21 protein-coding genes and 1 tRNA gene are annotated in these 25,689 nt (G+C 63.9%); 10 read left to right on the top strand and 12 right to left on the bottom strand.

Going from position 1 to position 25,689, the window contains the following annotated elements; genetic code table 11:
• Positions 1–2: 2 nt before the first annotated feature.
• From CH295_RS12715 to CH295_RS12705, 3 genes are all read right to left on the bottom strand, one after another.
• Complete coding sequence (locus CH295_RS12715) at positions 3–1,238, bottom strand: AGE family epimerase/isomerase (protein WP_094740897.1); 1,236 nt, start codon at positions 1,236–1,238, stop codon at positions 3–5.
• Between the two features lie 39 nt (positions 1,239–1,277).
• On the bottom strand, positions 1,278–1,835 hold the full coding sequence (locus tag CH295_RS12710) for a dihydrofolate reductase family protein (protein WP_094740896.1): 558 nt from the start codon (positions 1,833–1,835) through the stop codon (positions 1,278–1,280).
• 70 nt (positions 1,836–1,905) lie between these two features.
• Positions 1,906–2,316, bottom strand: a complete 411-nt coding sequence (locus CH295_RS12705) for a RidA family protein (RefSeq protein WP_094740895.1) — start codon at positions 2,314–2,316, stop codon at positions 1,906–1,908.
• Between the two features lie 81 nt (positions 2,317–2,397).
• On the opposite strand from CH295_RS12705, the gene CH295_RS12700 reads away from it, so the two are divergent.
• Both CH295_RS12700 and CH295_RS12695 read left to right on the top strand, forming a co-directional pair.
• Positions 2,398–2,766, top strand: coding sequence for a winged helix-turn-helix transcriptional regulator (locus tag CH295_RS12700; protein WP_094740894.1), 369 nt, complete (start codon positions 2,398–2,400; stop codon positions 2,764–2,766).
• 61 nt (positions 2,767–2,827) lie between these two features.
• The gene (locus CH295_RS12695) at positions 2,828–3,913 is read left to right on the top strand and encodes a DUF2087 domain-containing protein (RefSeq protein WP_094740893.1); all 1,086 of its coding nucleotides are present in this window, start codon (positions 2,828–2,830) and stop codon (positions 3,911–3,913) included.
• A gap of 34 nt (positions 3,914–3,947) precedes the next feature.
• Here the strand turns inward: CH295_RS12695 and CH295_RS12690 are convergent, their stop codons facing one another.
• Together CH295_RS12690 and CH295_RS12685 are read right to left on the bottom strand one after the other, a co-directional pair.
• On the bottom strand, positions 3,948–5,039 hold the full coding sequence (locus CH295_RS12690) for a spore photoproduct lyase family protein (protein ID WP_094740892.1): 1,092 nt from the start codon (positions 5,037–5,039) through the stop codon (positions 3,948–3,950).
• 46 nt (positions 5,040–5,085) lie between these two features.
• The gene (locus CH295_RS12685) at positions 5,086–7,629 is read right to left on the bottom strand and encodes a putative bifunctional diguanylate cyclase/phosphodiesterase (protein WP_094740891.1); all 2,544 of its coding nucleotides are present in this window, start codon (positions 7,627–7,629) and stop codon (positions 5,086–5,088) included.
• Positions 7,630–8,491: 862 nt separating this feature from the next.
• Between CH295_RS12685 and CH295_RS12680 the strand changes: the two genes are divergently transcribed.
• Genes CH295_RS12680 through CH295_RS12665 form a run of 4 tightly spaced genes read left to right on the top strand, consistent with a single transcriptional unit; the run spans position 8,492 to position 12,488 of the window.
• Positions 8,492–9,589: a DNA alkylation repair protein gene (locus CH295_RS12680; protein ID WP_094740890.1), complete on the top strand. Its 1,098-nt coding sequence runs from the start codon at positions 8,492–8,494 to the stop codon at positions 9,587–9,589.
• A gap of 21 nt (positions 9,590–9,610) precedes the next feature.
• On the top strand, positions 9,611–10,738 hold the full coding sequence (locus CH295_RS12675; protein ID WP_094740889.1) for a LolA family protein: 1,128 nt from the start codon (positions 9,611–9,613) through the stop codon (positions 10,736–10,738).
• Positions 10,735–11,679 (top strand): ABC transporter ATP-binding protein, encoded by a 945-nt coding sequence (locus CH295_RS12670; protein ID WP_094740888.1) that lies wholly within the window; start codon positions 10,735–10,737, stop codon positions 11,677–11,679. Before CH295_RS12675 ends, CH295_RS12670 begins: the two co-directional genes overlap by 4 nt.
• On the top strand, positions 11,676–12,488 hold the full coding sequence (locus CH295_RS12665) for an ABC transporter permease (RefSeq protein ID WP_094740887.1): 813 nt from the start codon (positions 11,676–11,678) through the stop codon (positions 12,486–12,488). Before CH295_RS12670 ends, CH295_RS12665 begins: the two co-directional genes overlap by 4 nt.
• Here CH295_RS12665 and CH295_RS12660 read toward each other — a convergent pair.
• The 4 genes from CH295_RS12660 to CH295_RS12645 all read right to left on the bottom strand — a co-directional run bounded on the left by CH295_RS12660 (position 12,478) and on the right by CH295_RS12645 (position 16,410).
• Positions 12,478–13,287 carry a lipase family alpha/beta hydrolase gene (locus tag CH295_RS12660; RefSeq protein WP_094740886.1) on the bottom strand — a complete coding sequence of 270 codons (810 nt, stop codon included), beginning with the start codon at positions 13,285–13,287 and terminating at the stop codon, positions 12,478–12,480. The genes CH295_RS12665 and CH295_RS12660 overlap by 11 nt on opposite strands.
• Positions 13,288–13,308: 21 nt before the next feature.
• Positions 13,309–14,352 carry a zinc-binding dehydrogenase gene (locus tag CH295_RS12655; RefSeq protein ID WP_094740885.1) on the bottom strand — a complete coding sequence of 348 codons (1,044 nt, stop codon included), beginning with the start codon at positions 14,350–14,352 and terminating at the stop codon, positions 13,309–13,311.
• Between the two features lie 517 nt (positions 14,353–14,869).
• Entirely contained in the window at positions 14,870–15,787 is a 918-nt protein-coding gene (locus CH295_RS12650; protein WP_094740884.1) for a nucleotidyltransferase-like protein, read from the bottom strand.
• The gene (locus CH295_RS12645) at positions 15,775–16,410 is read right to left on the bottom strand and encodes a Cap15 family cyclic dinucleotide receptor domain-containing protein (RefSeq protein WP_094740883.1); all 636 of its coding nucleotides are present in this window, start codon (positions 16,408–16,410) and stop codon (positions 15,775–15,777) included. The genes CH295_RS12650 and CH295_RS12645 overlap by 13 nt, the downstream gene beginning before the upstream one ends.
• 545 nt (positions 16,411–16,955) lie before the next feature.
• Between CH295_RS12645 and CH295_RS28515 the strand changes: the two genes are divergently transcribed.
• The 3 genes from CH295_RS28515 to CH295_RS12630 all read left to right on the top strand — a co-directional run bounded on the left by CH295_RS28515 (position 16,956) and on the right by CH295_RS12630 (position 23,004).
• Entirely contained in the window at positions 16,956–17,138 is a 183-nt protein-coding gene (locus CH295_RS28515) for a PLDc N-terminal domain-containing protein (RefSeq protein WP_094740882.1), read from the top strand.
• Positions 17,139–17,445: 307 nt separating this feature from the next.
• Positions 17,446–22,593, top strand: a complete 5,148-nt coding sequence (locus tag CH295_RS12635) for a hypothetical protein (RefSeq protein ID WP_141217014.1) — start codon at positions 17,446–17,448, stop codon at positions 22,591–22,593.
• 207 nt (positions 22,594–22,800) lie between these two features.
• Entirely contained in the window at positions 22,801–23,004 is a 204-nt protein-coding gene (locus CH295_RS12630) for a tyrosine-type recombinase/integrase (protein ID WP_094740880.1), read from the top strand.
• Between the two features lie 54 nt (positions 23,005–23,058).
• On the opposite strand, the gene CH295_RS12625 is transcribed toward CH295_RS12630, so the two are convergent.
• Positions 23,059–23,589, bottom strand: coding sequence for a hypothetical protein (locus CH295_RS12625; protein ID WP_094740879.1), 531 nt, complete (start codon positions 23,587–23,589; stop codon positions 23,059–23,061).
• A gap of 141 nt (positions 23,590–23,730) precedes the next feature.
• On the opposite strand from CH295_RS12625, the gene CH295_RS12620 reads away from it, so the two are divergent.
• The gene (locus CH295_RS12620; protein ID WP_141217013.1) at positions 23,731–24,414 is read left to right on the top strand and encodes a hypothetical protein; all 684 of its coding nucleotides are present in this window, start codon (positions 23,731–23,733) and stop codon (positions 24,412–24,414) included.
• A 403-nt stretch (positions 24,415–24,817) separates the two neighbouring features.
• Here the strand turns inward: CH295_RS12620 and CH295_RS12615 are convergent.
• Together CH295_RS12615 and CH295_RS12610 are read right to left on the bottom strand one after the other, a co-directional pair.
• Positions 24,818–24,893 (bottom strand) — tRNA-Thr (locus CH295_RS12615).
• A 66-nt stretch (positions 24,894–24,959) separates the two neighbouring features.
• On the bottom strand, positions 24,960–25,655 hold the full coding sequence (locus CH295_RS12610; RefSeq protein ID WP_094740877.1) for an SDR family oxidoreductase: 696 nt from the start codon (positions 25,653–25,655) through the stop codon (positions 24,960–24,962).
• Positions 25,656–25,689 lie beyond the last annotated feature (34 nt).

The following is a 25,689-nucleotide window of genomic DNA, read 5'->3' as shown; positions in this document are numbered from 1 at the left end:
GGTCAGCGCGAGTCGTCCCGCAGTGCCGCCACCATGCTCGAGCTCGGCGCATATCGGCTGATCCACGTCGCCTGGACTGCGTGGTAGAGATCTGGCTTGCCACTCCACACCGTCGCGGCCGGACGATTGTTGCTGTCGACTTCGTGATGCCAGGAGCCGTCGACGTGGTCGACGAAGTACTCGGCGGCGACATCCCACCAGGTGCGGTAGTCCTGCTCGTAGCGGTCTTCTCGGGTGTGGCGGGCCAGGGTCGCGGCCGCGCCGATCGCCTCGCACAGCACCCAGTGCAGGCGCTCGGTCACCACGGGCTGTCCGGACCAGTCGGTGGTGTACACGAACCCCGGTGTCGGCCCCGGCTGCCAGCCATCCTGAGCCGCGCGGTGATACAGAGACTTCGCCGACTCGACGTAGTCGTGACCCTGAGCGCTGGCGGCAACCATGCTGGCCTGCACCAGAAGTCGTGCCCACTCGAATCCGTGGCCGACCGTCGCCCCGTAAGGCTTGAACTGGTTGGCGGTGTCGTCCGAATTGAACTCGAGCTGCGGGATCCACTGGGCGGTGAAGTGTTCCGGGATTCGGTGGTCGTTCTCCTGCGCCCAGCCGATCACGTTGTCGCAGATGCGGACAGCACGTTCACGCCAGATCGTGGGCGCACCCGCATCGACGGCAGCCAACAGCGCTTCGACCATGTGCATGTTGGCGTTGATTCCGCGGTAGTCGTCGAGTTCGGTCCAGTCCGCCGTCCAGGTGTCCGCACACATTCCGTACTGCTCGTCCCAGAATCGTGCAGCCACGATGTCGAGGGCTTCGTCGAGAAGACCCCGACCGTCAGGGTGCCCCGCGGCGGCGGCAGCCGAGGCGGCCAGCACCACGAACGCATGCGTGTACGCGTTCTTTACAGCATCGGGCGAGGTCGCGTCGGAGCTTGACTCGAACCAACCGCCGTTCTCGCTGTCTCGCAACGACGTCAGAAGTCCGTCGAACACCCGATCGGCCTTTCTGCGGGACCCCGGACGACCCAGCAACGACGCGAGAAAGTGCACATGCGCCATTCGGGCGGTGATGTACGTATGCGCCGGGTGATCGAGGTCCGGGTTGCCACGATCGTCCAGCCACACCGCGCCACCTGCGGGGTGGTCGAGTGAGGTTCCGAAGTCGAGAAGCCTCGACGATTCGGTGTCGAGCCACAACTGATGAGAGGGAAGGGTCCACCAACTGCGACGATGTCCGGAGCTCATGTGTTCATTGTGCGCTGCGCTCGACGCACTGGGTCGGAGTCAGCGAGAGACGCTGTAGCGCAGGTAGACCCAACCCGCGGCCTGGAACACACGTTGTTCCTCGAGCACCAGGGTGAGATGGTGTCCGACGGGGAAGTAAGGCTTTCCGCCACCCAGAATCGTCGGGACGAGGATGACCTCGTACTGATCGATCTCGTCGACGAGCGACTCGGCCAGGGCGGCCCCTCCGACGGCCAACGTGCCCTCGGTCTCTCGCTTGAGACGCTGCACCTCCGCGACGGCATCGACACTGCGCACCAACCGGCAGCCGTCGGCCACCGAGTCGAGAGTGTCGGAGAAGACGATCCGCGGCGTGTCCACGTACAGCCGAGCGAACTCCGCCTCGACGTCGTCACCGTCGGCGCGCGCCGGGTCTGTCCAGTAGTCCTCCATCGCGTCGTAGAGTCGACGCCCGAACAGGAAAGCGGCGGTCGCCTCCGTCTGACGGTTGGAGAAGCTGTGCGTCTCGTCGTCCGGCATGGAGAAGTCGAGACTGCCGGTGGGATCTTCGATGAATCCGTCGAGAGAAACGTGCATGTTGTAGGTCAGAATGGCCATGTCACTCCTGGGGTCGGGTGGATTCGACAGTATGGACTTCGACGCCCTCCGGAATTCACCGATGGGCGAGTCAGTCCAGGATCGCAGTTGCCTCCACCTCGACGAGGACGTCGGGCTCGAAGAGGTAGTCGACGCCGATCAGCGATGCGGGTGGCATCGGAGTCGGCAGTCCGATCTCCTCGGCGACGCGGGTGACTCCGTCCATGAACTCGCCGATCCGCTCCGGGGCCCACTGCGTGACGTAGAACGTCAAACGCAATACGTCGTCGAATGTCGCACCGGCACCGGCCAATCCGATCGCTGTATTGCGCAGTGCCCACGCGACCTGCCCGGCGAGGTCGTTTTCGGCGACCGTCGACCCATCCTCGTTCCGCGCGATCTGACCGCTGACGTGGATATGCCGGGATCCCTGCCCCACCGCTACGTGGTGATACGGGGTGGGTTGCATCATGCCGGACGGAGTGAATCGAGTGACGCTCATGGAGTTCCTTTCGTCGTGACCATAACCAGGTATAACCTTGATACTTGGTACACAAAGGACACTTCAAGGGAACCTGGTTTCATGACCGATACCGCCGACGGCAACGCAGAGCTGACCATCAGTGCCCCTCACCGCGAACTGTTGGATCAGGTGCTGGACAAATGGTCGCTCCAGGTGCTCAACGAATTGTGCGAGTGTCCCTGCCGATTCAACGATCTCCGCCGTGCAATTCCGGCAGTGACGCAGAAGTCCCTCACCGCAACTCTCAGGAAGCTCGAACGCAACGGCATCATCGAACGCATCGTTCTGAGCACCCGCCCGGTGGCGGTGGAATATCGAATCACACCGCTGGGCAAGACCCTTCGGGATCCCGTCGACGTACTTCTTGCGTGGGCAACTCGGCACATGGACGAAATCGACACCGCACGAGATCGATTCGACGCTCTCTGATCCACTCACCGCAGCAGTGTGCTGCCCGAATGTCCTGAGATCTCGGAGAAGAGGTACATCCATGACGAGCCATTCACAGCATTCCACCGCACGCATCGAAGCCGTGCTGTCCGGCCTGGCGATGGTGATGCAACCGAAGAGTGCAATCACCGTCGGGTCTGCACGTACGGCGATCGCGTTGGCGTCCGCTCTCGAACGGTCCACAACCGCAGCGGTGCCCCGACTCCGGACCTTCGCCACCGATCCGAGCGACTCCAGCGTCGACGACTTCGTTCAGGAACATCGGCCGAAATTCGACTTCGTCGAGTCGGTCACCGACTCCCTGTTCGACTTGTCCCCTCGGAATCTACGAGACATCGGCCCGTTCGACCTCGCCTGGATCGACGGTGAATCCCTTGTGGAGGACGCGCGGTTCCTCCGTCTTCTGTGGCCACACGTTGCGGTGGGTGGAGTTCTCGCCGTCGAGAACTCATACCTTCCGGCCGGGGACAACCCGCTGTGGAACGCGATCGTCCGCTTCGGCGCCGACGACGTCGAGACCCTGACGCTTCCAGGAATCGGCGTCCTGAGGAGGCGGTCGGAGCCCCCTCGCGAGGTCGATTTCACCGACGAGATGGTCTCCGCCACCGGGGTTCCGGTGCGGTTCGAGTCCATCGGCGTGCACGACGATGCGCCCCTGCTGGACCACGCGACCGGTGTGCTTCATGTCCTGGCGGACCCCGATCTTCGGGCGGTCCTCTTCGCGATCGGCAGTGGAGTCTCGACAGTGGCCGAGCTGCAGTCCCACACGTCACTGGCTGACCGTGCCCTACACAAGGCAGTCGCGCGTCTGTTCGCCCTGTCGGTGGTGACCCGGGTGGACGATCGCCTCGTCGTGGACGAGAACACGTTCGAGAGTTTTCGCGATCTCCCGCGAACAACGCCCCCGCCGACGCGGATGGCCCGATACAGCCGTGATCGTGCCGAGTTTCTGAATGCGATTGCACAGCAACTGAGTTCGACGACATGGGCGTCGGAGCACCAGGTCAACGAATTGTGCAGGTTCTTCGACGACGACTACGCGACACTACGACGCGAGCTCGTCGATACCGGATATCTCGAGCGAGACGGCGCGGGCTCGATGTACCGGGCCAGAAGTGCGACGTAGAACGACCTCCAGCCCGCGGCGGGGTCGGGCTTCGTCAGGTCCAGTACAGAAGCTGCGCGTCGGGTAGGACGGATTCGAGCTCGTCCACGAACCACGTCCGCATGTCCGACATGGTGTCCTTCGGGTAGACGTACTTCACGCCACCGAACTTGTTCCTCTTTGCCGTGCGGGCACTTTCGTCCATCTCGAGCTTCGTCCCCGGGTACCAGCTCAACAGCACGTCCTTGCTCGACGGCGTGAACCGATGAGTGATGATCTCGGTGGTCAGGTCCAGATCGGGAACGCCGCGCAACGCGTCGGCGACGGTCGAGAGAAGCCGACCGTACTGCTCGCGCCACCCCGGAATGGGCATGATCGGCGCGATGGTCAATCCCACTCGATATCCGGCCAGCGCAAGCTGCCGTAGCGCCTCGATTCGAGCAGGCATCCGCGCAGTTCCCCCTTCGAAACGGCGCGCGATGTCATCGGCATTGACCGACAGTCGAACTCGGGTGCGTCGCCGATGATCCAACGTCACCAACTCGGTGACGTCGTCGAACTTGGTCGTGAAGCGTAACGACACGCCATCGCCGTACTCGCCCGCACCGACTCTGCGCACGGCCTCGGCGAGGGATCCCGTCACATGCTCGATTCCCAAAGGATCGGTGTAACAGGACAACTCGAAGGTCGTCCCTTCGTGGCCTCGCTCCTCGGTGCCGGAGGTGATGGTGCCGCTGCCGGCATGCGTACCGATTCCGGCCAGAACGTCGTCGAGATTGGCGAACACCCGGGTGATCGGCGGCCCGGACAACGATCCCGCCAGATAGCAGTACTGACAGTGCGCCGGGCAGCCCTTCGCCAGGTCGATGCGCCAGTCGGCGCTCGGCGGAATCGGTTGAGGTTTGAGCACACTCGGCGGCGCAACCACTACGGCCATCGTCGTCTTGGCACGGGCGTAGGTCTCTCGCTCGGTCTCCCCGCGCAGGCCCGTCAGACGGTCGCCCGGCAGCACGTCGATCTCGGTCACGCCGGCCTCCTCACACCGGCGAACGATCTCCGCGGTGTGCGGCAGCTCCGACGCAGACCGCGTGATCAGGACGCGCGACGGCGTCCACAGCCGAGTAGGGGCAGAGAAAGCGTTGTCCATTACCGGAGTCCAACGCCCGTCCGTCGTGGATCCTTCCCGGCCGGTGCTACGAGACCCAGGTGTTCGACGGAATCTCAGCGGGTCTACCCAACAGATATCCCTGCCCTTGAACAGAACTCGGTAAGGCGTCGAGCTGGGCGAGGGTCTCGATCCCTTCGACCACGCACCCCAGATGCAGATCTCGGGCGAGATTGATGATCGCCCGAACGATGCTGCTGCTCGTCTCATCGCTGGTCATCGTGGCGGTGAACGATCGATCGATCTTCACTGCGCTCACCGGCAGCGTGGCCAGGTACCGCAAGCTCGCGAATCCGGTGCCGAAGTCGTCGATGGCGATGCCGACACCCAGCTCACGCAGTTCACCGAGCTGACGCAGCATCGAGGACCCCGACTCGAGCAGCACCGACTCGGTGAGCTCGAGAACGAGGTCCTCCGGAGCCATTCCGTGCCGTCCAAGAGCCGCGCCCACCACCGCGGCCATATCCATGTGTTGAGCCTGTCGGGCACTGAGGTTGACGGCCATCGTGACCGGGATGCCGACCCCCGAACCGCGCGGGTGCGCCGCACGCCACCGCACCAGAGTGCCCAGCGCGTCGTCCAGCACCCGCTCCCCGAGCTCGGAGATGAGGCCGGTGTCCTCCGCCACGGGAATGAATCGGCCCGGTGTGATCCCTGCGCCGTCGTCGTCACGCAGGCGCGCGAGTGCCTCGAAGCTCGTGAGCGCTCTGCTGCCGAGGTCGTAGACCGGCTGATAGGCAACGGTCAGCGTCGCGGCGCCGCGGTGTTCGGGATCGAGGGCACCCCGCAGGGTCTGCTCGATGTAGGCACGCTCGAGGGCGTTCGCGCGCAGCGCGTCGTCGAACAGTTCGATCCGGTCCTTACCGAGCTGCTTGGCTCGGTACATGGCGGAGTCCGCGTCCCGCAGCACTTCCTGCGCGCTGGCACCCTTGCGAACCAGCACCATGCCCACGCTGGCCGACACCACGTACTGGCTGCCCTGGTACACGATCGGAGCTGCGAGAACCGCCCGGATGCGCTCGGCGACGCGCTCCGCCAAGCCTGCACCCGCAAGCTTGCCGGAACCACGTTCGGCGGGCAGCGCGTCGACGACGAGAACGAACTCGTCGCCGCCGACTCGGGCGATCGAGTCGTTGGCACGCAGCACCGACCGCAGACGTCGAGCAACCTCGACGAGAACCGCATCGCCTGCAGCATGACCGCCGGTGTCGTTGACGCGTTTGAATCCGTCCAGATCGCAGAACAACACGGCTGCAGCAGCGCCGGTGCTCTCACCGCGCTCGATCGCCGAGCCGATCCGGTCCAGCAGCAGCATCCGGTTGGGCAGCCCGGTCAACGGATCCTGCAGAGCTGCCCGCTCGAGTGCCAGCTCTGCCTCGACGACGTCGGTCACCTCCCGCACCACCGAGAGCACCTCGGCAACCTCCCCCGACGGTCCCCGACGAAACGGGGTGGTGCGTCGCGACAGCCACCGCAGCGAGCCGTCGGCTGCTCGCGCCCGGTAGCGGATCGTGACGCTCTCCCCCTCGGGCAGCGACGCCGCTTGCCGGTCCGCGGCTCGGACGACGCCGATGTCCTCTGCCACCGCACCGTCCAGACGATCCTCGGGGGCCTCGAGGTCGTCGAGGTCGTCGAGATCGTCGAGATCGTCGGAGCGACCGAACCGGAGGTTCGGTGAAGGTCCGTCGGGTGGCCCCTCCTCGGGCGGCCCGTCCAACAGCGACCGCAGGCTTCGAGAAGCCCACGTCACCTGGCCGGTGCCCACATCGGTGACGGTGGTGATGTCCGGCGACGCGGTCAACACCGCATCGCGAAACGCGCGCGCCTGCTCGAGCTCGGTCCGAGCCTCACGCTCGGCCGTGACGTCCTCGGACAGGACCATGGCTCCGACGATCGTGCCCGAACTGTCACGCAGCGGTCTGGCCTTGACCTGGAAGATCGCTCCCGTTCGGGAGCTGACGGTGTCGAACGACGTCTCGTCCCCCGCCACCGCAGCTCGGTAATGCGGCTCGAGCTGTGCGTAGACCTCCGGTGTCACAGTGTCTCGCAACAGCTGACCCTCCATCCGTCGCGGGTCGTATCCCTCCGCCACCAGTTCGGCACCCTCGACGAGCACAAATCGCAGATCGCAGTCCACGACGAGCACGGTGGTGTGCGGTAGGTTCGCCGCCAATTGCCGGTACCGGGCCTCGCTGGCATCGTCGAACATCGAGGGCGAGCCGAGCAACGCTCCGTAGAAGCGGCGCATCCCCAGATAGATCACACCGGCGAGCGCTGTCGACGCCGTCACCACCACGTCGGCGGTGCCGCCCATCGACTCCCGCATCGCGTCGACCGTTCCCGCGCCGGAGTCGAGATGCGATGCGTGGCCCCCGACCGCCGCGGCCAGGTGCACCGCATGAAGCAGGTGGTGCGCAGAGCAGGTCAGAAAGATCGCCGCCGTTGCCACCGCCAGGCGGTTGTTCCGCAGCTGCCCGGTCCGCATCAGTCCCCGGACGATGAACAGCACGATCCCCAGATACGCCGCAGCGGTGATCCCGTTGAGGATCACCACCCACACCCAGCCGCTCACAGCGGGGCCTCACCGGATCGACACCGACAACACGCGCTGCGGTTCCACTCGACACACGAGACGGGCATGACGCGACCCCCCAGGGTTGTAGCCCAGTGCGTCGCACGATCGACCGGGATCGCAGTGAATACTCGCCCCATCGAAAACCCGAGTCGACCAGCGTGTCCGCGCACTGATGATCCGCGAAGGCTATCCCAATCCGATTCCTTCCGTGGCCATTGGCGCAGTGGGACAACAGGGTGTCGCCCCGGTGATCTCACCGTCCCACGCGGCCTGCTGCCCGGCGTCGGGTCAGTCGGCGCTCGGCGGAATCGGTTGAGGTTTCAGCACACTCGGCGGCGCAACCACCAAGGCCATCGTCGTCTCGGCGCGGGCGTAGGTCTCACCCGAGTTCTGGATCCTTCCCGTTGTTTACGGGCCGACCCGGGATCGACATCGACGGCTCGTTCGAGAAGGAAGCACGAGCAGAAAGCACCGAGCCGATCAACGAAAGCAGGCCCCGTCGACGCGTCGACGGGGCCTGCTCGGTACGGGGGTCGCTCAGGAAGCGGAACCGGACGAAAGAAGCTGCAGGATCGGGATGTCGGAGATCGTGCTGCCAGTGCTGCTGCCGGTCGAGAGCAGGCTGGAAATGAAGGAAGAGATGTCCATGAAATTTCTCCGTACGCCGAGGGGGATACCACGACGCGGGGATTGAGCCCCGCGACCGAGAGTATGTATATCGGATTCAAACGACCCATGTGAAGGTTTTTGCCGAACCGAACCTTTCGTAACCCCGCTGCGGGCATCTGCCGAGGGTCGACGCGCCACAATTCGGGCAATCGACCGACTCGGTGCGCGGCGCGTCGGGTAAGAAGCTCTCATGCCTTTCGCCGACGAACTCATCGGCCCGGATGCAGCCCGCACACTGATGCGGACCATCCGGACCGCAGCACCGAGCGCAGATCTGTCCGTACTCGAAGGGTCGATCGATCGATTGGGTCCGCTCGCGCTTCGAGCCCGCGCCGATCTGTTGCGCGATGCCCTTCTCATTGGATTGCCCGGCGACTACCCGGAGTTCGCTCGCACCATCCGCCGGGCTGCCGAGGACCCGGACTTCCAAGGATGGTCGATCTGGCCGGTCACGAGTGCCGTGGCCATGAAGGCCGTGGACGAGCAGACATCCGCCGCGTTCGACGACGGGATGTCGCTTCTGGCCGAACTCACCGTTCGACTCAGCTCGGAATTCGCCATCCGCACGTTCCTGCGAGCCGATGCGAATCGGGCTCTCGCGACAGCGCTCGAATGGACGCAGTCATCGGACGCGCACGTGCGTCGTCTGGCATCGGAAGGCACCCGCCCGTACCTTCCGTGGTCGGTCCGAGTCCCCGACATTCTCGCGCGCCCGGGCGTCACGGTGCCGATCCTGGACGAGCTCTACCGGGACGACAGTGACTACGTTCGGCGTTCGGTGGCCAACCACCTCAACGACTTCAGCCGAGACGTACCGGATTTGGTCGTTCGATCCGCGGCGCGGTGGCTCGACGACCCGGATGCGAACACCGACCAGCTTGTGCGACATGCGCTTCGGACCGTGATCAAGAACGGACACATCGACGCACTCGCGTTGCTCGGGTTCGCTCCGGCCGACCTGGAAGTGGACGGCCCCACCCTCGACGTCCCGCAGCTGCGGATCGGCGACAGCGTCCACTTCGAGGCCTCGATCCGCAACGTCGGCACCGAACCGGCCAAGGTCGCGATCGACTACATCGTCCACCACACCAAGGCGAATGGCCGGATGACAGGGAAGACGTTCAAGCTGACGACAAGAACGATCGCTCCCGGTGAGAGCATCGACGTCGCGCGGCAGCATTCCTTTCGGACGTTGACCACACGCAAGTACTACCCGGGCCCACATTCGATCGAGCTCCAGATCAACGGTGCGAGTTACGGTTCGGCGGAGTTCGTGCTCGTCGGCTAGCCGCGGCTTTGTACTGCCCGAATGCGGCACAACGGGCACATCCGTACGGTCGAAGAGGTGCGCGAGAAGTGGCGGTGGCTGGCGGTGGTGCTCGGCATCGCCGTGCTCGTCGCCACCCCCTCGGTGATCGCACGCCTGCCCGTCGGCGCGTCGGACATCGGCGCGGCCGAACTGCTTGCCCGAGTCCAGTCCTCCACCGCGACGGCGTACTCGGGCTACGCCCAGGCGGTCGGCGGTGTCACTCTGCCGGTGACCGACGGACTCGGCGGCCTTCCGGATCTGTTGGGCGACACCACGACCCTGCGCGCCTGGTATCGCGGCCCGGACAGCTGGCGCGTCGACACCGTGCGCCTCGCCGGTGAGCGTGGTCTCTACCGGAGCCCGGCTCGGCTGTGGAGTTGGGACTACGAACAGAACACGGCCGTCGTGACACCGGTCCCCGAGCCGAGCCTGCGCCTTCCTCGCCAAGCCGACCTGTTGCCCCCGGAGCTCGGGCAGCGGTTGCTCAGCGAAGCGAGCGCCGATGAGGTCACCCGGCTTCCGGCTCGCAGGATCGCCGGCCTGGACGCCCCCGGCCTGCGGCTGATTCCCAGCGAGCCGCAGAGCACCGTCACCGAGGTCGACGTGTGGGTGGACCCCGACAGCGGGTTGCCGCTCCAGGTCGACGTGCTGGGCGACGGGGCCACTCGCCCTATCGTCAGCACCGGATTCCTCGACTTCTCCTCCGCGACTCCCGACGCCGACACCGTCCGTTTCGTCCCGCCGCCGGGAACCGATGTGCAGCAGCAGGACGGGCTCGACATCGCCTCGTTCGCCGACGGGATCGACTCCGCCCGGCTTCCCTCGACTCTGTCCGGACTCGACCTGAGAGACCGCGGCGGCCAGGGTGCGGTGGGAATCTACGGCCGCGGAGTGACGGAGTTGATCGCCGCTCCCCTGCCACGCCGCGCCGCGCGCGGGCTCGTCGACCAGCTGCGGGCAGCCCCGGGCGCAGTCCTCACCGGCGGCAGCGTCGCGCTGTCGATCGGGCCGCTCAACGTCCTGATCACCGAGCCCACCGCCGATCGGCGTCGCTACCTGCTCTCCGGCACCGTCACCGCAGAGACCCTGGCCACCGCCGCCCTGCAGCTCGAAGGAGCAGCCACATGATCCGCACGACCGGCCTGACCAAGAGCTACGGATCGGTGCGAGCAGTCGACGGCGTCGACCTCGACGTGCGCGCCGGCGACATCTACGGCTTCGTCGGTGCCAACGGCTCCGGCAAGACGACGACCGTGCGCATGCTGCTCGGGCTGGTCCTGGCCACCTCCGGGCAGATGCAGGTGCTCGACGAGGAGATGCCCCGGCGACGCAGGAGCGTGCTGCCGCGAGTGGGGGCGTTGATCGAGAACCCCGCCGCCTACCCCAACCTTTCCGGACGCCGGAACCTCACGCTGCTCGACGCGGCCGGGCCGGGTGGTTCCCGGCGTACCAGGACCGCCCGCGTCGACGAGGCCCTCGAGCAGGTGGGCCTCGCCGGGGTGGGACGCAGACCGGTCAAGCAGTACTCGCTCGGCATGCGGCAGCGCCTCGGCTTGGCCGCGGCGCTCATGCGCACGCCCGAGCTGCTGATCCTCGACGAGCCGACCAACGGTCTCGACCCACAGGGAATCTTGGAGATTCGAGAGTTGCTCCTGGGCCTGCATGCAAAGGGCACCACGGTGTTCCTTTCCAGCCACCTGCTGGCCGAGGTGGAGCAGCTGTGCGACCGAGTGGGAGTGCTGGATCGGGGTCGCCTCGTTCTGCAGGATCAGCTCTCGGCGTTCCAGCAGCCCACCGGCCGAGTGCTCGTGACCACCCCCGACCCGGCCGAGGCCGTCACCGTGCTCTCCGGAGTCGGGAACGCCACCGTGCTCCACCGTGAAGGGCAGCAGCTCGTGATCGAACACCCCGATTCGGCCCTGCTCAATCGACTGCTCGTCGAAGGAGGGGTGCCGGTGAGCGAGCTGACGACGCAACAGATGAGTCTGGAGCAGTCCGTGCTGGCCGTCACCGGCGACAGTGCCGACCGCGTTCCGGCGCGCTCCATGACGGCCGGGGTGACCGCATGATCGGCGTCGAAATGCGCGCGATGCTGAGCCGTCCCCGCACGTGGGTCGTCATTCTCCTGCTCAATCTGCTGCCGACCATCGTCGCGGGACTGCTGGCCCTGACCGATGTCGGTCCGCGGCCCGGCGAAGGCCCCGCCTTCCTGTCTGCGGTGATCAACAACGGTCAGCTCTTTCCGCTCGCCGCTCTCGCCATCGTGCTTCCGCTGTTCCTGCCCGTCGCGGTATCGGTCATCGCAGGCGATTCCGTCGCCGGGGAGGCCCAGGCCGGCACCCTGCGCTACCTGTTGGCCCGCCCGGTGGGACGGACGAAGCTGCTGGTGGCGAAGCTGATCTCGGTGGCTGCCTTCGTGCTGCTGGCGGTGGTCATCGTGGCCGCCGTTGCGTACTTCGTCGGGACGACGCTGTTCGACACCACGTCGTTGGCCGGCGTCGCCAGTGTGTCCGGCACGGTGCTGACCGATCAACAGGTCGCCGCGCGCACCGTCATCGCCGTGCTCTACGTGACGCTGTCGATGCTCGGAGTCGCTGCCATGGGGTTGTTCCTCTCGACCCTGACCGACTCACCGCTCGCCGCGACGCTGGGCGCATTGGCGTTCCTCATCGCCAGCTCGCTGCTGCTGACGCTGGACGCCGCCGACGCCATCGCGCCGTACCTGCCGACGCGGTACTGGTTGGCTTTCGTCGACCTCTTCCGCGACCCGGTACCGACGCGGGACCTGGTCCGCGGTGTCGGGTTGCAAGGCGTCTACGTCGTCGTGCTTCTGGGTGCCGCGTGGGCGAACTTCACGACGAAGGACATCACGAGCTGAGACGGCTGCAATCAGCTGCGCCGAGCTGGGTGGTGGAGTTGCCGTCCAACTGGGCGGAGACCATCGCGGCGACAAGTGGGTCACGGGGCAGATTTCCGTGGTCGACGGTGGAGTCCGCACACACGCTCTGGACGGGGATGTCTATCGCCCCGTCGAGTTGGGCCGAGTTCGGCGGGGTCACCACCTGATCCAGTTCGGTCCAGATCGACACCCACTGCGGACCCTCCGGCGTCTCGTCGCCGGAGTTCAGGGCGGTGAGCACGGAGCTGTCCGGGGCGAGCTGTTGGCAGGCGGCCGCGCACTGGTCGGGCACGAACTGGGCTGCCAGAGCAGCCACCTGGGTGCCGTGGTGTGGGGAGCCGAGGGTCACGATGCGTCGAGCCTGCTCTGCGCCGCCAAGATCGGTGGCCCAGATCCGGGCCACCACCCCGCCGGCGGAATACCCGACGACGTCGACCGAGGTCGCCCCCGTCCGAGTCAGAGCCGCGTCGACGGCGTCGTGCAGGGTCTGCGCCTGCACGGTCAGATCGCCGACGCCGCCGTCGGGCAGAGCCACGACCGTCGCATCGCGGCCGTCATCCCGTAATTCGGCCGCGAGCACCTCCAGCGCGTCCGTGGAACCGCCGAACCCGGGGATCAACAGCACCGGGCCGGGCACGGACTGGTCGACGCTCGCAACGGGGTCGCTCGTGGAGCGCGATGCGACGAAGGCCGCCACGGCCGCGACGACTCCGACCAGGACGAGAGCGAGTACAGCGAACACAAGACGACGGCGAGCGGGGGCGAGGGAGGCGAACACTCCATCCAGTGTGCCTGGAGATCACGCCTGATCGAGAACCACGGGAGGAACGAGCACGAACTTTCCGACGTGGTCCTTCTCCAGGAAGCGCTGCTGCGCCGCCGCGATCTGCTCAAGCGGAAACGACTCGGCCAGTAGCGGACGAATCTCACCCGCTTCGATGTAGGACACGAGGTTCGGAAACACGTTCTCGTCCCACGCTGTGCAGCCGAGGAGTGTCAGATCGTTCAGGTACATCGTCCGTAGATCCAAGGCGACGACGGGTCCTGCGATCGCACCCGAGGACACGTACGTTCCCCCACGAACGAGAAGGTCGAGCAGGGGACCGAAACCGTCGCCGGCAACGTTGTCGATCACCACATCGACGCTGCGCGTGCCGAGGGTGCCCACCAGATCTGCGTCGCGCCCGTAGACGTCGTCGACGCCGAGTTCGCGGAGTTGGTCGTGCTTGGCGCGGCTCGCGACGCCGATCACGCGCGCGCCGCGTCTGGCGGCGAGTTGCACTGCAGCAGAACCGACTCCGCCCGAGGCACCGGTGACGAGCACCGTCGACCCTGGGCGCACTCCCGCGCGAGCGATCATGTTCTCCGCCGTGCCGTAGGCACACGGAATGGTCGCCAGCTCGGCGTCGGTCCAGTCACAATCGACCACGAAGATCTCGCTCGCCGGAACGACGACGAACTGGGCGAATGCGCCGTCCATATCCGAACCCAGCCAGCGCGTCTCGCCCGACGAGAAGCCGTCGACACGCATGCACGATCGAACCAGGACCCGGCGACCGACGATGGATTCTTCGGTCCCGGGACTCGCGCAGACGACCCCGCAGCAGTCCGTTCCCTGAATCAGCGGAAAGGGCGTCGCATCGTTCCACCCGCCGTCGAAGTACCAGCCCACGCGCGTGTTGATTTCGGTGTTGTTCATCCCTGCCGCCAGAACTCGAACGAGCACCTCACCCGGACCCGGCACTGGCGTGGGTACCTCGGACACGACGAGTGTGTCGTAGCCACCGGTGCCGGTGGTGACGATGGCTGTCATCGATGCACCATGGGCACTGTCGGTTGTCATGAACTGATTTTGCAGGACCGACGCGGCAAACAGGTCGATCCAGTGCTGGATCGCGCTACCAAAAAGGCCCCCGACACGCTGGTACGTGTCAGAGGCCTGCTGGTGGAGCCGCCTAAGAGAATCGAACTCTTGACCTTTTCATTACGAGAACGACGAAAGACGTACACGCGGGTTCACCTGAGGTTGCGAAACACCGTCTGAACTGCGAAAGCCGTCCAGGCCGGTTCACGACGGCTGCCTGTCGTTCGTACCGACATGCGTCACCGTCGTGGCATCGGGAGGAATATCGAGCGGGCTATCGAGCCCTGAGTCTCGTATACGAACCTCTGCCAGATGAATGCGGAGATCGAGGACGACACATCCCGGTCGGTGGCGCTCGCCCACGCCACCAGTGACCGCCACGTCCGGCGCTGAGCCACGGCTCTTCAAACCCTAGTCGGGCCGGGTCCGGAGTGATGGCATGCGGGCCGCCGCACTGCTCTTGCTTCAGGCGGCGCTAGCTTCGCTTGGCGCAGAGTTATTCAATACCGACCTCGTCCCAGGCTTTGTCAGCAAGGGTGTGCGCGTCTGCGCGCATGCCAGCGAAACTTCCCTTGAACAGGTAGTGCAGGCCATGCACCTCTTCCCACTCACCCCAGTCGCCGTTCGGCTGTGTCGATCCCCAAATAGCGCCGACGACCTTTCGAAAATCTTCCAGGTAGGTCGAGTTGTTGAACAAGGAGTCTGGCACGTTGTAAACAAGACACTCAACCAGGTAGGAAGGAAGTTCGTTTTCAAGCACACCAGCGTCCGTTAGACGAGTCTGCATTTTCTTTAGACAGCGAACCATCCGCTTGTACCGCCGGTGCGTTCGATCATTTTTCTCGGTGCCGCGGGTCACCTGAATTTTCGGAAAGTTGTTCTTATATCCACCAGTACTCGGGTAAACGCGTGAGCCCACATGCACCACAGGGTCCCCCCAAGCATCAATTCGGTCGTAGCGGCGATATTCCCACGAGGGCACTACATCAGCCGGCAGGGTTGTCTTATTTTCCCGCACGCGATAAGCAATCTTCCCGATCTCGATAGCGTCTGAGCCAAAGGTTTCGAAAAGTGCAGCTTTAATGTCTCGCTTGAAGTCTTCTCGACTGTACGTGTCGTATGAGGCGTAAACACCAACCTCAGAATCGTCGTGACCCTGGAGGTCGAAGCAAAGGTCTGAATAGAAGTAGCCCGTGTATTCAACCGCTACGTCGACATCGTAGTTCAGCCGGACGTTCGTGTTGTTGGCGTACGAACCCTTGACGTAAACTCTGTACTTGCCCGACAGCGGCCCGTAGTCGTCGAGAGCAGCACGGATCTGCTGCTCGGTGCGATCGCGCTTCGATTCCTCGTTGTCACTTGGCCGTTTTGCAGCACTGCGCAGCCATGCTTCCCAGTCCACTAGATTTCCCATGTCTCCCGCACCATCCGCTGCCCCTCGTCGAACGTGTTGACAAGATCTTTTCCGACTCGACTTGCTTGATAGGTGCCGCGGGTCTCGCGAGCGGTCCAGTACTCACCGGTGAGCGTCATGGGACGCAGGCCGCCCAGCTCGATCGAGGACCCACCCGTATGCGTCGCACTGCCCGCTTGCCTGAACTCAAGACGGGGCTCGTTCTGATACTGGTACTGGACGGAGAAGTCCTGTGCCTGATGCTGGACTACCTGGGCCGCGGCCGACCGAGACTTGCTTTCTGCGCTGATCATGGTGATCGAAATCGTGGTCAGCGTTTGGCGGATCACAAAGAAAACCTCATGGGTGGAGTCAATTGGCACTCCGTCGTCATCCCTGCGGTAAGACGTCAGCTCGCCGTGCCATGTTCCGACGAGGTAGGGCTGGCGGGCCAAACGTAACAGCGGGCCCCAGTGCCATGCGTAGGTGTCATACGCCCCGAAAAGCAACGCCAACACGGTGGGTAGAAAACCGAGGACTTTGCCCGCGGCGTGCGGCAACGAGATGCCATAGACGAGGAACACCACCGAGTATGCGCCAATGACGATGTAGGCCGTGGTCCGGACGCGCGTGGAGGCCTTCACGACGCCTCTTGCGGGCGACAGAGGCTCGTCTTGACCTTATCGAGGCGACGGTCCGTCGCTACGGGTGCGGATCTAATTAGCCTGAGTGAGCTCATTGGTCCTCCGCCCCTGTGACCATCGACTGTTCGTAGATGTAACTAATACACCTGACCACCGACAGATGCTTACGGGCCACTCTTGTGCTGTGCGGGCTGCGCCCCAAGTGAGTCTCCAATGGAGCGTTCGCCGTCGGAGCCACTGTCGCACAGACGTGCATACGGCTGGGGAGGCAGGCGACCTCGACAACGAAATAACGGCTGAGGTGGGTCCCTTAGTAGCTTTGAACAGCAAGTAAGTCGTAAGAGATACTATCGGCACTGACTATCATTACAGAGTACTGGTGCAGTCAGTCACGGCAGGCTTTGCCTGACAACGGTGGGCCGTCGGGGCGCGACCACTGAGGGCAGGGACCGGCGGTCCACCGTTGTAAATCGCGGGTGGCTTCCAACAGGATTGCCTGTGCCGACAGGGGTACTCGGTACGCTCGTCGCATCTAGCTTGCCTGCATCGTAATAGCGCCACTTTTCATTGTCGCGGCCGTATCGATCGGGCGCGCTCGTCACATCGGCGTGCTGGTGAAAATTGGCTGGTTGGTCATCGCGTTCGTGCTACCGGCGGTCGGCCCAGTCCTGTGGTTCGCAATCGGTCAGAGGTATGCCAACCGTGTCAATGGCGAAGCGCGACAGTGATGCCTAAGTAGGGGCACCAGCTATGACTGCGGCCTACGTATTGGCGGTCGTTGGATCCGCTTCGAACACGACCCGGCCACCAATCGCCCAACGCGCGGGCGGGTCCGGCCCGCTCTGGTCGGCACCTGCTTCTAGAGTGATGTGTGTGACATCCCTGCTCTCTGCGTGCCTGCAGGACACGGACGGCCTTCCGGACGCTGCTTGGCCGAGTGCTGCCCAACTACGAAGATCATCGAGCCTGGCTCGCCAAAGACGGGGCCAGCAATTGGTTTGGCCAACGTCATGACGTTGAGGTCGTTAAGCCGAGATGACTGAGTCAACTTCCGAAGAGGCGGTTGCGAGCGCTGGTGCGGCGATGAGTCCCTACGCAACCGGCGGGGGCGGTGTCACATTTGAGCGCAAGGTCGCGGTGAACTACCTCGCCAAGATGCTCACAAGATCGGGAGCCACCGAACTGGGTGGAGGACGTTCCATCGCGAGCGTGTCCTTCCAACAAGCGCCGGACCACGCTGTGGATGACTTGGTTGTCCGCGCCCGCCGGGCAAACGAATCCAACCCGTCATTGGTACTCGCACTCGCCATCCGCAGAGAGCCCTCGCTCATCAAGAGCGACGATAAGGCTCGGAAGCTGATCGGCACCCTCCTGAGTGATTTAAGGAAGGACCTCGGCACCGACGTCGATCACCTGGTTGGTCTGGTGGTTGCCGGACCACAACCTCACGCATCCCAGCTTGCAGAGCTGTCCGGGCTCGCTCGCGGACAGTCGGACCCCGAGGCGTTCTTTGCGCTGATCCAGGAGCCGAACCGGTTCGACCGGAGCCTGCGACAACGCCTGGAACACATCGGAGCGCTCGTTCGCCTGGCGATGCAGGATGCTGCCGACGGCGTTGCTCCCGGGGCTGCGACGGTAAGCGAACGCACCTGGTTCCTGCTCACACGCCTCCAAGTCCTGATGCCTCGATTCGAATCCCCAGACGAATCGGATTGGGCGGTCATCACCAACGATCTGGTCGAAGTCGCGACCGGAAACGATCTCTCCGGCGCAATCCAGTTGCGGGATCGACTGGGTGCCCTCGCTGCTGAGTACGCGCCCATCGCCGGTGCCATCGATCTCGACCTACTTCGACGCGATGCGCACGATGTCCTGGCTTCGACGACGCGACGGCATCAGAAGGCCTGGCAACTTCTGAACGGTCTCCATGAGCGGGCCGTCGATGCCGTTCGAGGTCAAGTGACATCCTCCGATGGCGATCACCACGAACATGTTGATCGCACCGCCACTGTCCGGGAGCTGCGGTCGCTCGCCTTGGCAAACTCGGCGGTCATCGTTCGCGGCGAGTCGGGCGTCGGGAAGAGTGCCCTCGTGATCGAGGCAGCAACCGCTACGTACGAAGAGGGCAACCAAGCCCAGGCCCTCGTACTCAACCTTCGTCACCTGCCAGCAACCGCCCTGGAGTTTGAGCAGGCCTTAGGTGCGCCGCTCAAGGCGGTATTGGCCGAAATGAGTGCGCCGGAAAGGCTCTTGATCATCGACGGTGCCGACGCGGTAGCCGAACGCAAACTGGAGCAGCTCGGGCATTTGGTCGCTGCCGCTCGACAAAGCAACGTGCGCATCGTGGCGCTGACGACCAACGACATTCGAAAGCTCGTTCACGATGCTGTCGCGGAGCACTGTGACGGCACGGTCGTCGACTTCGAGATCGATGCGCTGTCAGACGCCCAAATCGATCAGCTGGTCGCCGCCTTCCCAGAACTTTCTGCACTGGCCAACAACGCTCAGGCACGAGAGCTGCTTAGGCGACTCGTGGTGGTTGACCTGCTGATCCGCGGTGGGGTCTCTGGTTTGCCCCTCACGGACGGAGATGCGATGCAGCAGATCTGGGCGGGACTGGTTCGACGGCACGAGCAGTCGGATCGAGGCACGCCAGATGCTCGCGAACTTGTCATACTTCAGCTCGCTGAACTATCGGTCACGCGCGCGGACCCGTTGCCGGTTCTCGCAACGCTCGACGCGGCGGCGCTCGCCGGCCTTCGGCGAGACGGCCTCCTGCAGACGCCAACGAACCAGCCATTCAGGATCGGTCCCGAGTTCGCCCACGATGAGGTTCGGCGGTACGCCGTCGCTCGTCTCCTCCTCGCGACGGAAAACCCGACAGTCAAACTCCTTGCCGCCGGAATGCCTCGGTGGTCGCTAGGAGCTGCGCGGCTCGCTTCGCAGCTCTACTTAGGTGCGCCAGATTCGGCCGACAACCCATTTCGTGGCCGCTTCGCCCGTCTTGAGCATGCGTTCGGTGCGGTCGTCGCAGCGGGACATGGCGAGCGGTGGGCTGATGTGCCGAGTGAGGCACTGCTTACGCTTGCCGACCCTGGACTGATTTTGGCCGAGGCGTGGGACGACTTGGCCACCGACAACAAGGCTGGTCTGCATCGCTTGTGTCGCCTAACGGATCAGCGACATCTAGTATCAGGCATTGTCCGGCTCTCTGTCGTAGAGCCGGTAGTGAGACAGCTGCTCCGTAATGGAACCCCGTGGTTCGGCGACGAGAAGCTACAGGAACTAGTTCGAGACTGGCTGAGGGCGCATATTGCTGCGGACACTCCGGCGGGCAGTGACCTGCGCGTGGAACTCTGTGCGCAGCTGGTTGCTCGTTGTGCAGCGGCGGACGAGAGGCAGCGGGCCGAAAAGGCCGCCGTGAAAGCTGCGCGCGCAGCGCGGACTCCTGACAAGGTAGAGCGCGACAAGCGCATGGCCGCGCAAAGCCACATGTTCCGCGAGATCGGCTACCCGCGCAGTCGCCCGCGTCGGAGGCGGGAGCTCCCGCGCGAAGTCACCGACAAAGTGATGGTCGAGTTGCTGGCGCTTCTTGGCCCTGACCTCAGTGATGACGGCGAGGTACTGCTTCGCCAAGTGGCCGACGAGTCGGCGATAGATCTCGGTCCGGCTGTCGAGGGCGCGCTTGCAGGCCGCGCTCTTGCGTCGCGTGCACAGGGCTTTCTCGCCAAGATGACTGCCGCCTACTACCTGGACGAGGACGAAGACGGGTCCGGCTTATACGAAGACGGCGTTCGTGATCACGAGTACCACGGCTTCGGTGCTCCACACGCGGCCTGGTACTACGGGTCCTTTATGCCGTTGCTCCAGTCGGACTTCCAAGGCGGCGTGCATGTAATCAATCGGATGTTGAACCACGCAGCTCGGGCTCGATTGCGCAGCTTGGCCAGCAATCGTTACTACAGCGGATCCGTCTCCGACGAAGACCCGGCCGAGTACGCGACTGAGTTGCACATCGCGGGCACCGCACGCAGCTACGTTGGTGACCCGCACGTCTACGATTGGTACCGCGGAACGAGCGTGGGTCCGTACCCCTGTATGAGCGCCCTCCAAGCCCTCGAACGAGTCTGCGACCAATTGATCGAAATTGGTATAGCTCCGGGCAAGATCGTTGCCATGTTGCTCGACGGCTGCGACAACCTCGCTATGGTCGGGTTCGTCGTGGGGCTACTCGTACGCCACATTGGTAAGACCAACGGGCTACTCGATCCCTACCTGTCGGAGCCATCAATCTGGCATCTCGAGTTTGGTCGCGTCGTGAACGAATCCAGCGGCCTGAAGGCATCGTCCGACGGTGTGGCGGGTGCCGAGCGCCGAGAATGGTCACTGCGCGAGGTGGCGATGGAGCTCGTGCTCCGTGCCGACGACGGTCGCGCTGAGGAGTATCGTCAGCTGGCTCAACTCCTGGTTCAACGAAAAGAGCAGGCGATACGAGCTGCCGCTCCCGACGCTAGTGACGCCGAGGTTGAGCAATATTTGGTGAGCGCGCGCGGATGGGCGAGCGGCATGGACCGAGACACCTACACGGCGCAGCAAACTGAAGACGGCCAGCTTATGATCCAGAGCACGCCGCCCGAGCCCCTTCTCAAGGCCCTCGAGAGCGGAAGCGCCGACATCCAGCGCGGTAAGGAAGCGACGCGACTCTTCGTCGAGTACTACATCAACGCCAAGAATGGGACGGCCGCAGCACGGTCCGCAGAGACGCTGACTGCGGATTTGCAGATTGCCAAGGAACTCATTGCGGACCCTCCGGGCCTCAGCGCGGGAGGGAAGTGGGACGCCCCCGCCTCGGTCATCGCTGCAGCACTCAAAGCCCATCTGATCGACGGCGTCGCGCTGCCGGACGAGTCCCTTCGGTTCGCAGTCGACACCATCATCTCGATCGCCGGAGCGGCGGTACAAGAGCGTCAATTTGAATCCGAAGCCTCGTACTTCGAGCAGGGCGCTGACCGCGCCGCCGCTCGCATTCTGCCCCTGCTCTTATCGCCGGGCGCGCAGCGCACCCGTGCTCTCGTGGATGGTGACGACGGATCGGCGACCTATTTGCGAGTGGAGCAGGCCGCGAAAGCGTTGGCTCAAGCGCTGCCGAACGAGGTCCGTGTTCACCTGGCGCGCGGTCTCGATCACCTGTGGCAGACTTCGTGCCCGAGCACGAAGCCGTGCCATCACGTCACGGCACTAGAGCTGATCAGCGAGTCGATGCGTGACTGCGCCTTCGGGGTCTGGGATCCAGAGACCGGTCGTCGATCCATCCTGCAGCTGGACGACCCGATCGGCGAGGCACTGAGCGCGCTTGCGGACGACGCCATCTACTTCGACCGACTCGATGCCGCCCTTCGGGCACTTGCACCCACCGCCGTGGCTGACACATGCGTCTCCGGAGAGGCCGCCAACCTGTTCAGAGACGTCGTCAACGCACAACGACGGGCACTCCTTGCTCACGAGCGAAATACCGACGACCGAGGCACGCATGCCTTGAATGCGGCTCGCGCCCTTCTGACAATCGTCGAGAACGGAGACCCAGCGCTGCTCTTCGAGCACCTGGATGCGTTCGCCGATCGTTCTGACCTACTCGGCTCTTTCCTTCGGGCGTTGTCATCTGCGGCGGAGGAGTCCTCAAGCCGGGCGGTGACGCTTGCCCGACTCTGGCCCGAAGTCGTCTATCGTGTCCTGGGCTACACAGAAGACCACGAGCCGTTCGGTGGGCGGCACCATGGCGACTATGCCCGAGCGTCGCTTATCCCTAACCCGGCCGGAGAAGTCTCGTATCTGTACCGCGAGTTGGACGAAACACCCATCGTCTGGTGGGACCCACGTGCGCTTGTCGAAGTAGTGGAGGCATGGCTCCCAACGGCTCGAGGACACGCAACGTGTGTCGATCACCTGATCAGCTTCGTCCGTGTGTTGACACCAGACGACCAGGTTCGAGTCGGACTTCCATGGGTCAGCGATCTTGCGCTCGAACACGTAGAGCAGGTAACCCGACGGAGCTTCTCGCTCTCGAACTGGCTAGTCGAGATCCGGCCGGCAATCTTGGATGCCGCCTCGTTAGCAAGCTGGCAACGGTTGGTAGATGCACTTGTCGTGGCTGGCGACTCGACCTTGGCTCCCTACTCGGACTAAGCCGAGGTCTCGCTATCGTCGAACCCCAGGTGGTTCTGACCCGCGGCCGTTCGTGCTCGACGCGGTCTAGGATTGCTTGCCGGGTCGGGCGCGGGGATTGTTAATTTCCGTTGCCGCATAGCGGTTCTGCGCCACTGCTTGTAAACCTGCATATCGAGAATGGTCGTATAGCTCGCTGGATGCATATCGCGGCGGTCGCTCAGGACGATGACTCCGTTTCATGACCAACCTCCGCACGGCGCAGCGTCGCTCATGCTCGCAGCCAACGTCGACATGAAGGTAGTCCAGGAAACTCTCGGTCACGCGGATCTCGCGACGACAGCGAACACGTACACAGCGGTCTACCCCGGCGTTGCCCTCGCAGCCGCAGAAGCCGCGTCAGCGATCGTCCCGCGTCGTGCACGGTCGTAGGTTCACTCGCTGGCCAGCTACCACCAAACAACCTCACGACACTGAACTCTGTCGCTAGTCGGGTATTCCCAAATCAAGCCGGGCAGCCTTGAGAAAGGCACTGCGCGCTGCCTCGGGGGCAGAGGACTCAGGCAGAGCGTCACGTACTTCAGAGGGAGCCAGCAAAAGGACCGTCTCCATCGCAGCGATCACCGCCTCCAGCATACGATGGACCTCCTCCGACAATCGGGCCGCTTCGGCGTGAAGGTCGCGGGCCTGCGACAGTGCCCCACCGTCCAACGGGTCTGGTTCTGGTAATTCCGCCGCCGCGGCAACTGCTTCATCGGCCTCGGCACGCCTGTAGTCGAGATTGGACCAGTTGGACATCAGCGACGCGTACGCAGCCCGCTTCTGCTCTGCAAATCTCGTGTGGTCTTCTCGCGCATACGCCTCCTCTCGAGCATTCTCTGCATCCGCTAGCTGCGTTGCCAACAGCTGTTTGCTGCTTTGTGCTTGTAACCACGCCCCGCCGAATCCGCTTACGAGCGCGACGGCCGCACCGATAAAAACTTCCCACATCGAACCTCCCGCGCCGAGCGTATCCACACCACCCGCTCGATCTAGCCCATCTCGACTGGACGTCCTGAACGGTGTCATGGTTCCGATCCCGGAATTCGCTCACAGCGGCTGCTCCGCCCGTATTGTGTCTTGAAGACGGACACTCGCGCTGAAGCGGAAGGTTCCACGTTGGCAACAATTCGCAGCCTCGACGCACAGACTCTGAAGGCAATCGCGGAAGTTCAGCGGGTGATGGCCGAAAAGCAACAACAGGGAGCGATCCCCACATCAAGGCAGATGCACGAGGTAACCGAGCAACTGCGGCGGCACAACCGACAGATCACGACAGCATTCTCCCAGTACGAGGCCGCCCTTGGCTCCATGCAGGTCGATCAGCTCGACACAATTCAGAAGGCGGTCGATCAGCTCACGCGCACTATCGGTGCCCAGTTGCCCGCCATTCCTCTCCCGCCCGACGCAGCTTGGGTTCAGACCCTATCGCGTCGTCTCAGGCGAACGACACCGATACCGATTGCGGAAGAAATTCCTGGCACTCTTCAACTAGTTTCGACTGATCAGGTCGATGCCGATGCGCTGAACGAGTTTGAGTCTGAGTTCGTATCCGGTGACGAAGAGACACGCCAAGCGCTGGATGAGGGCACGTCATGGATCGCCAAGACGCGCGATGTTTCTCTTGAAGTTGCGCGACTCAGCCTACTTACCCTTGTGTTCCTGCAGCTATCCATCGCGCTGGGGGTGCTCCTCGTTGCGACTCCCGAGCTGACATCATGGATTCTGGCCGTATCAGGAGTAAACGTCGTCGACCTCACTAAGGGCATCGCTAAGTTCGCAGAAGGTGACCGCGACCAATAAAGCACCACACCGCCCGTCAGCCACGCGCATACGCAACGTAAGGCGCGATCGAACAGTCGACGTGCGAGGGCTCTCGGCGACCGATCTCAGCGTCTTTCGATCGCTCTCACGATCGCTGCCATGCCAGCGCCCATGGGACATCACCGCAATTGTTCACACGACAGGTCGCAGATGGCGATGAGACGATGTCGGGCCAAACGAGCGTCGAAGCCATCTCGCCCATCGAAGGAGAAGCGCTGCGAGGCGTGTGGGTGGACCAAATCGGTCGACAACTTCGAACTGCCGAGCGACGTCTGCCTACGTTGCGCCGGATCGAACGTTGACACAACGTGATCACACAGGACACCTGGTCGTCTAACCAAAAAGGCCCCCAACACGCTGGTGCATGCCAGGGGCCTGCTGGTGGAGCCGCCTAAGAGAATCGAACTCTTGACCTTTTCATTACGAGTGAAATGCTCTACCGACTGAGCTAAGGCGGCGTGCCTTTCGGCGTTGGTGAGTCTAACGGAGCATCACGTCGAAACGAAAATCGCCTCCCCCGGCGATCAGCCTGCGAGCCCGAGTCCCTCTGCCGGCCCGCTCAGGATCGCCTTGACGTGCCTGGTCAGGTCGTCGGCGAGCACTTCGGTCTCGCCGGCCTCGACGGCGTCGAGGACCTGGCGCACCACATCGCGTGGGTCGTTCTTCGGCACGTTCAGCTCGGCGATCATGTCGGTGTCGGTGTATCCCAGATGCACCCCGACGACGAGGGTTCCCTGCGGTGCGAGCTCGAGCCGCAGCGAGTTGGTGACCGACCAGATCGCCGCCTTGGACGCCCCGTACGCGCCTGCGCCGCCGAGCCAGGACAGCACCGAGTGGATGTCGACGAGCGCGCCGCCCCCGTTGGACTTCAGGATCGGCGCGAATTCCTGAGCGATTCGCAGCGCGCCGAACACGTTGGTCTCGAACACCGCGCGGATGTCGTCGATCGAGGTCGTCAGCAGAGGTGTCGTCCCGGGAGCGCCTGCGTTGTTGAAGACGATCGACACGTCGGACGCGATATCACCAAGCGCTGCAATGGAATCGGCGTCGGTGACATCGAGGGCAACCGGCACCACCCGAGGATCGGAGTCCTCGCGCGGGCTCCTCGCCGTCGCGTAGACCTTCGCGGCCCCACGTTCGAGCAACGCGTCGACCGTCGCTTTGCCCAGACCGCGCTGACCGCCGGTCACCAACACTGTTGCTCCTTGAATCGACACCATGGCCGTCACCTTTCGAGACAGAGGTCAAATGTTT

Source organism: Rhodococcus sp. 14-2483-1-2, from assembly GCF_002259405.1.
Classification (GTDB): domain Bacteria; phylum Actinomycetota; class Actinomycetes; order Mycobacteriales; family Mycobacteriaceae; genus Rhodococcoides.
This window is presented reverse-complemented; position numbering and strand designations above follow the sequence as displayed.

Bases quoted from the DNA above. Each gene is read 5' to 3' on its own strand.
- CH295_RS12715 (WP_094740897.1), bottom strand. From the start codon at position 1,238: ATGAGCTCCGGACATCGTCGCAGTTGGTGGACCCTTCCCTCTCATCAG.
- CH295_RS12710 (WP_094740896.1), bottom strand. From the start codon at position 1,835: ATGGCCATTCTGACCTACAACATGCACGTTTCTCTCGACGGATTCATC.
- CH295_RS12705 (WP_094740895.1), bottom strand. From the start codon at position 2,316: ATGAGCGTCACTCGATTCACTCCGTCCGGCATGATGCAACCCACCCCG.
- CH295_RS12700 (WP_094740894.1), top strand. From the start codon at position 2,398: ATGACCGATACCGCCGACGGCAACGCAGAGCTGACCATCAGTGCCCCT.
- CH295_RS12695 (WP_094740893.1), top strand. From the start codon at position 2,828: ATGACGAGCCATTCACAGCATTCCACCGCACGCATCGAAGCCGTGCTG.
- CH295_RS12690 (WP_094740892.1), bottom strand. From the start codon at position 5,039: ATGGACAACGCTTTCTCTGCCCCTACTCGGCTGTGGACGCCGTCGCGC.
- CH295_RS12680 (WP_094740890.1), top strand. From the start codon at position 8,492: ATGCCTTTCGCCGACGAACTCATCGGCCCGGATGCAGCCCGCACACTG.
- CH295_RS12675 (WP_094740889.1), top strand. From the start codon at position 9,611: ATGCGGCACAACGGGCACATCCGTACGGTCGAAGAGGTGCGCGAGAAG.
- CH295_RS12670 (WP_094740888.1), top strand. From the start codon at position 10,735: ATGATCCGCACGACCGGCCTGACCAAGAGCTACGGATCGGTGCGAGCA.
- CH295_RS12665 (WP_094740887.1), top strand. From the start codon at position 11,676: ATGATCGGCGTCGAAATGCGCGCGATGCTGAGCCGTCCCCGCACGTGG.
- CH295_RS12655 (WP_094740885.1), bottom strand. From the start codon at position 14,352: ATGACAACCGACAGTGCCCATGGTGCATCGATGACAGCCATCGTCACC.
- CH295_RS12650 (WP_094740884.1), bottom strand. From the start codon at position 15,787: ATGGGAAATCTAGTGGACTGGGAAGCATGGCTGCGCAGTGCTGCAAAA.
- CH295_RS12635 (WP_141217014.1), top strand. From the start codon at position 17,446: ATGACTGAGTCAACTTCCGAAGAGGCGGTTGCGAGCGCTGGTGCGGCG.
- CH295_RS12630 (WP_094740880.1), top strand. From the start codon at position 22,801: ATGACTCCGTTTCATGACCAACCTCCGCACGGCGCAGCGTCGCTCATG.
- CH295_RS12610 (WP_094740877.1), bottom strand. From the start codon at position 25,655: ATGGTGTCGATTCAAGGAGCAACAGTGTTGGTGACCGGCGGTCAGCGC.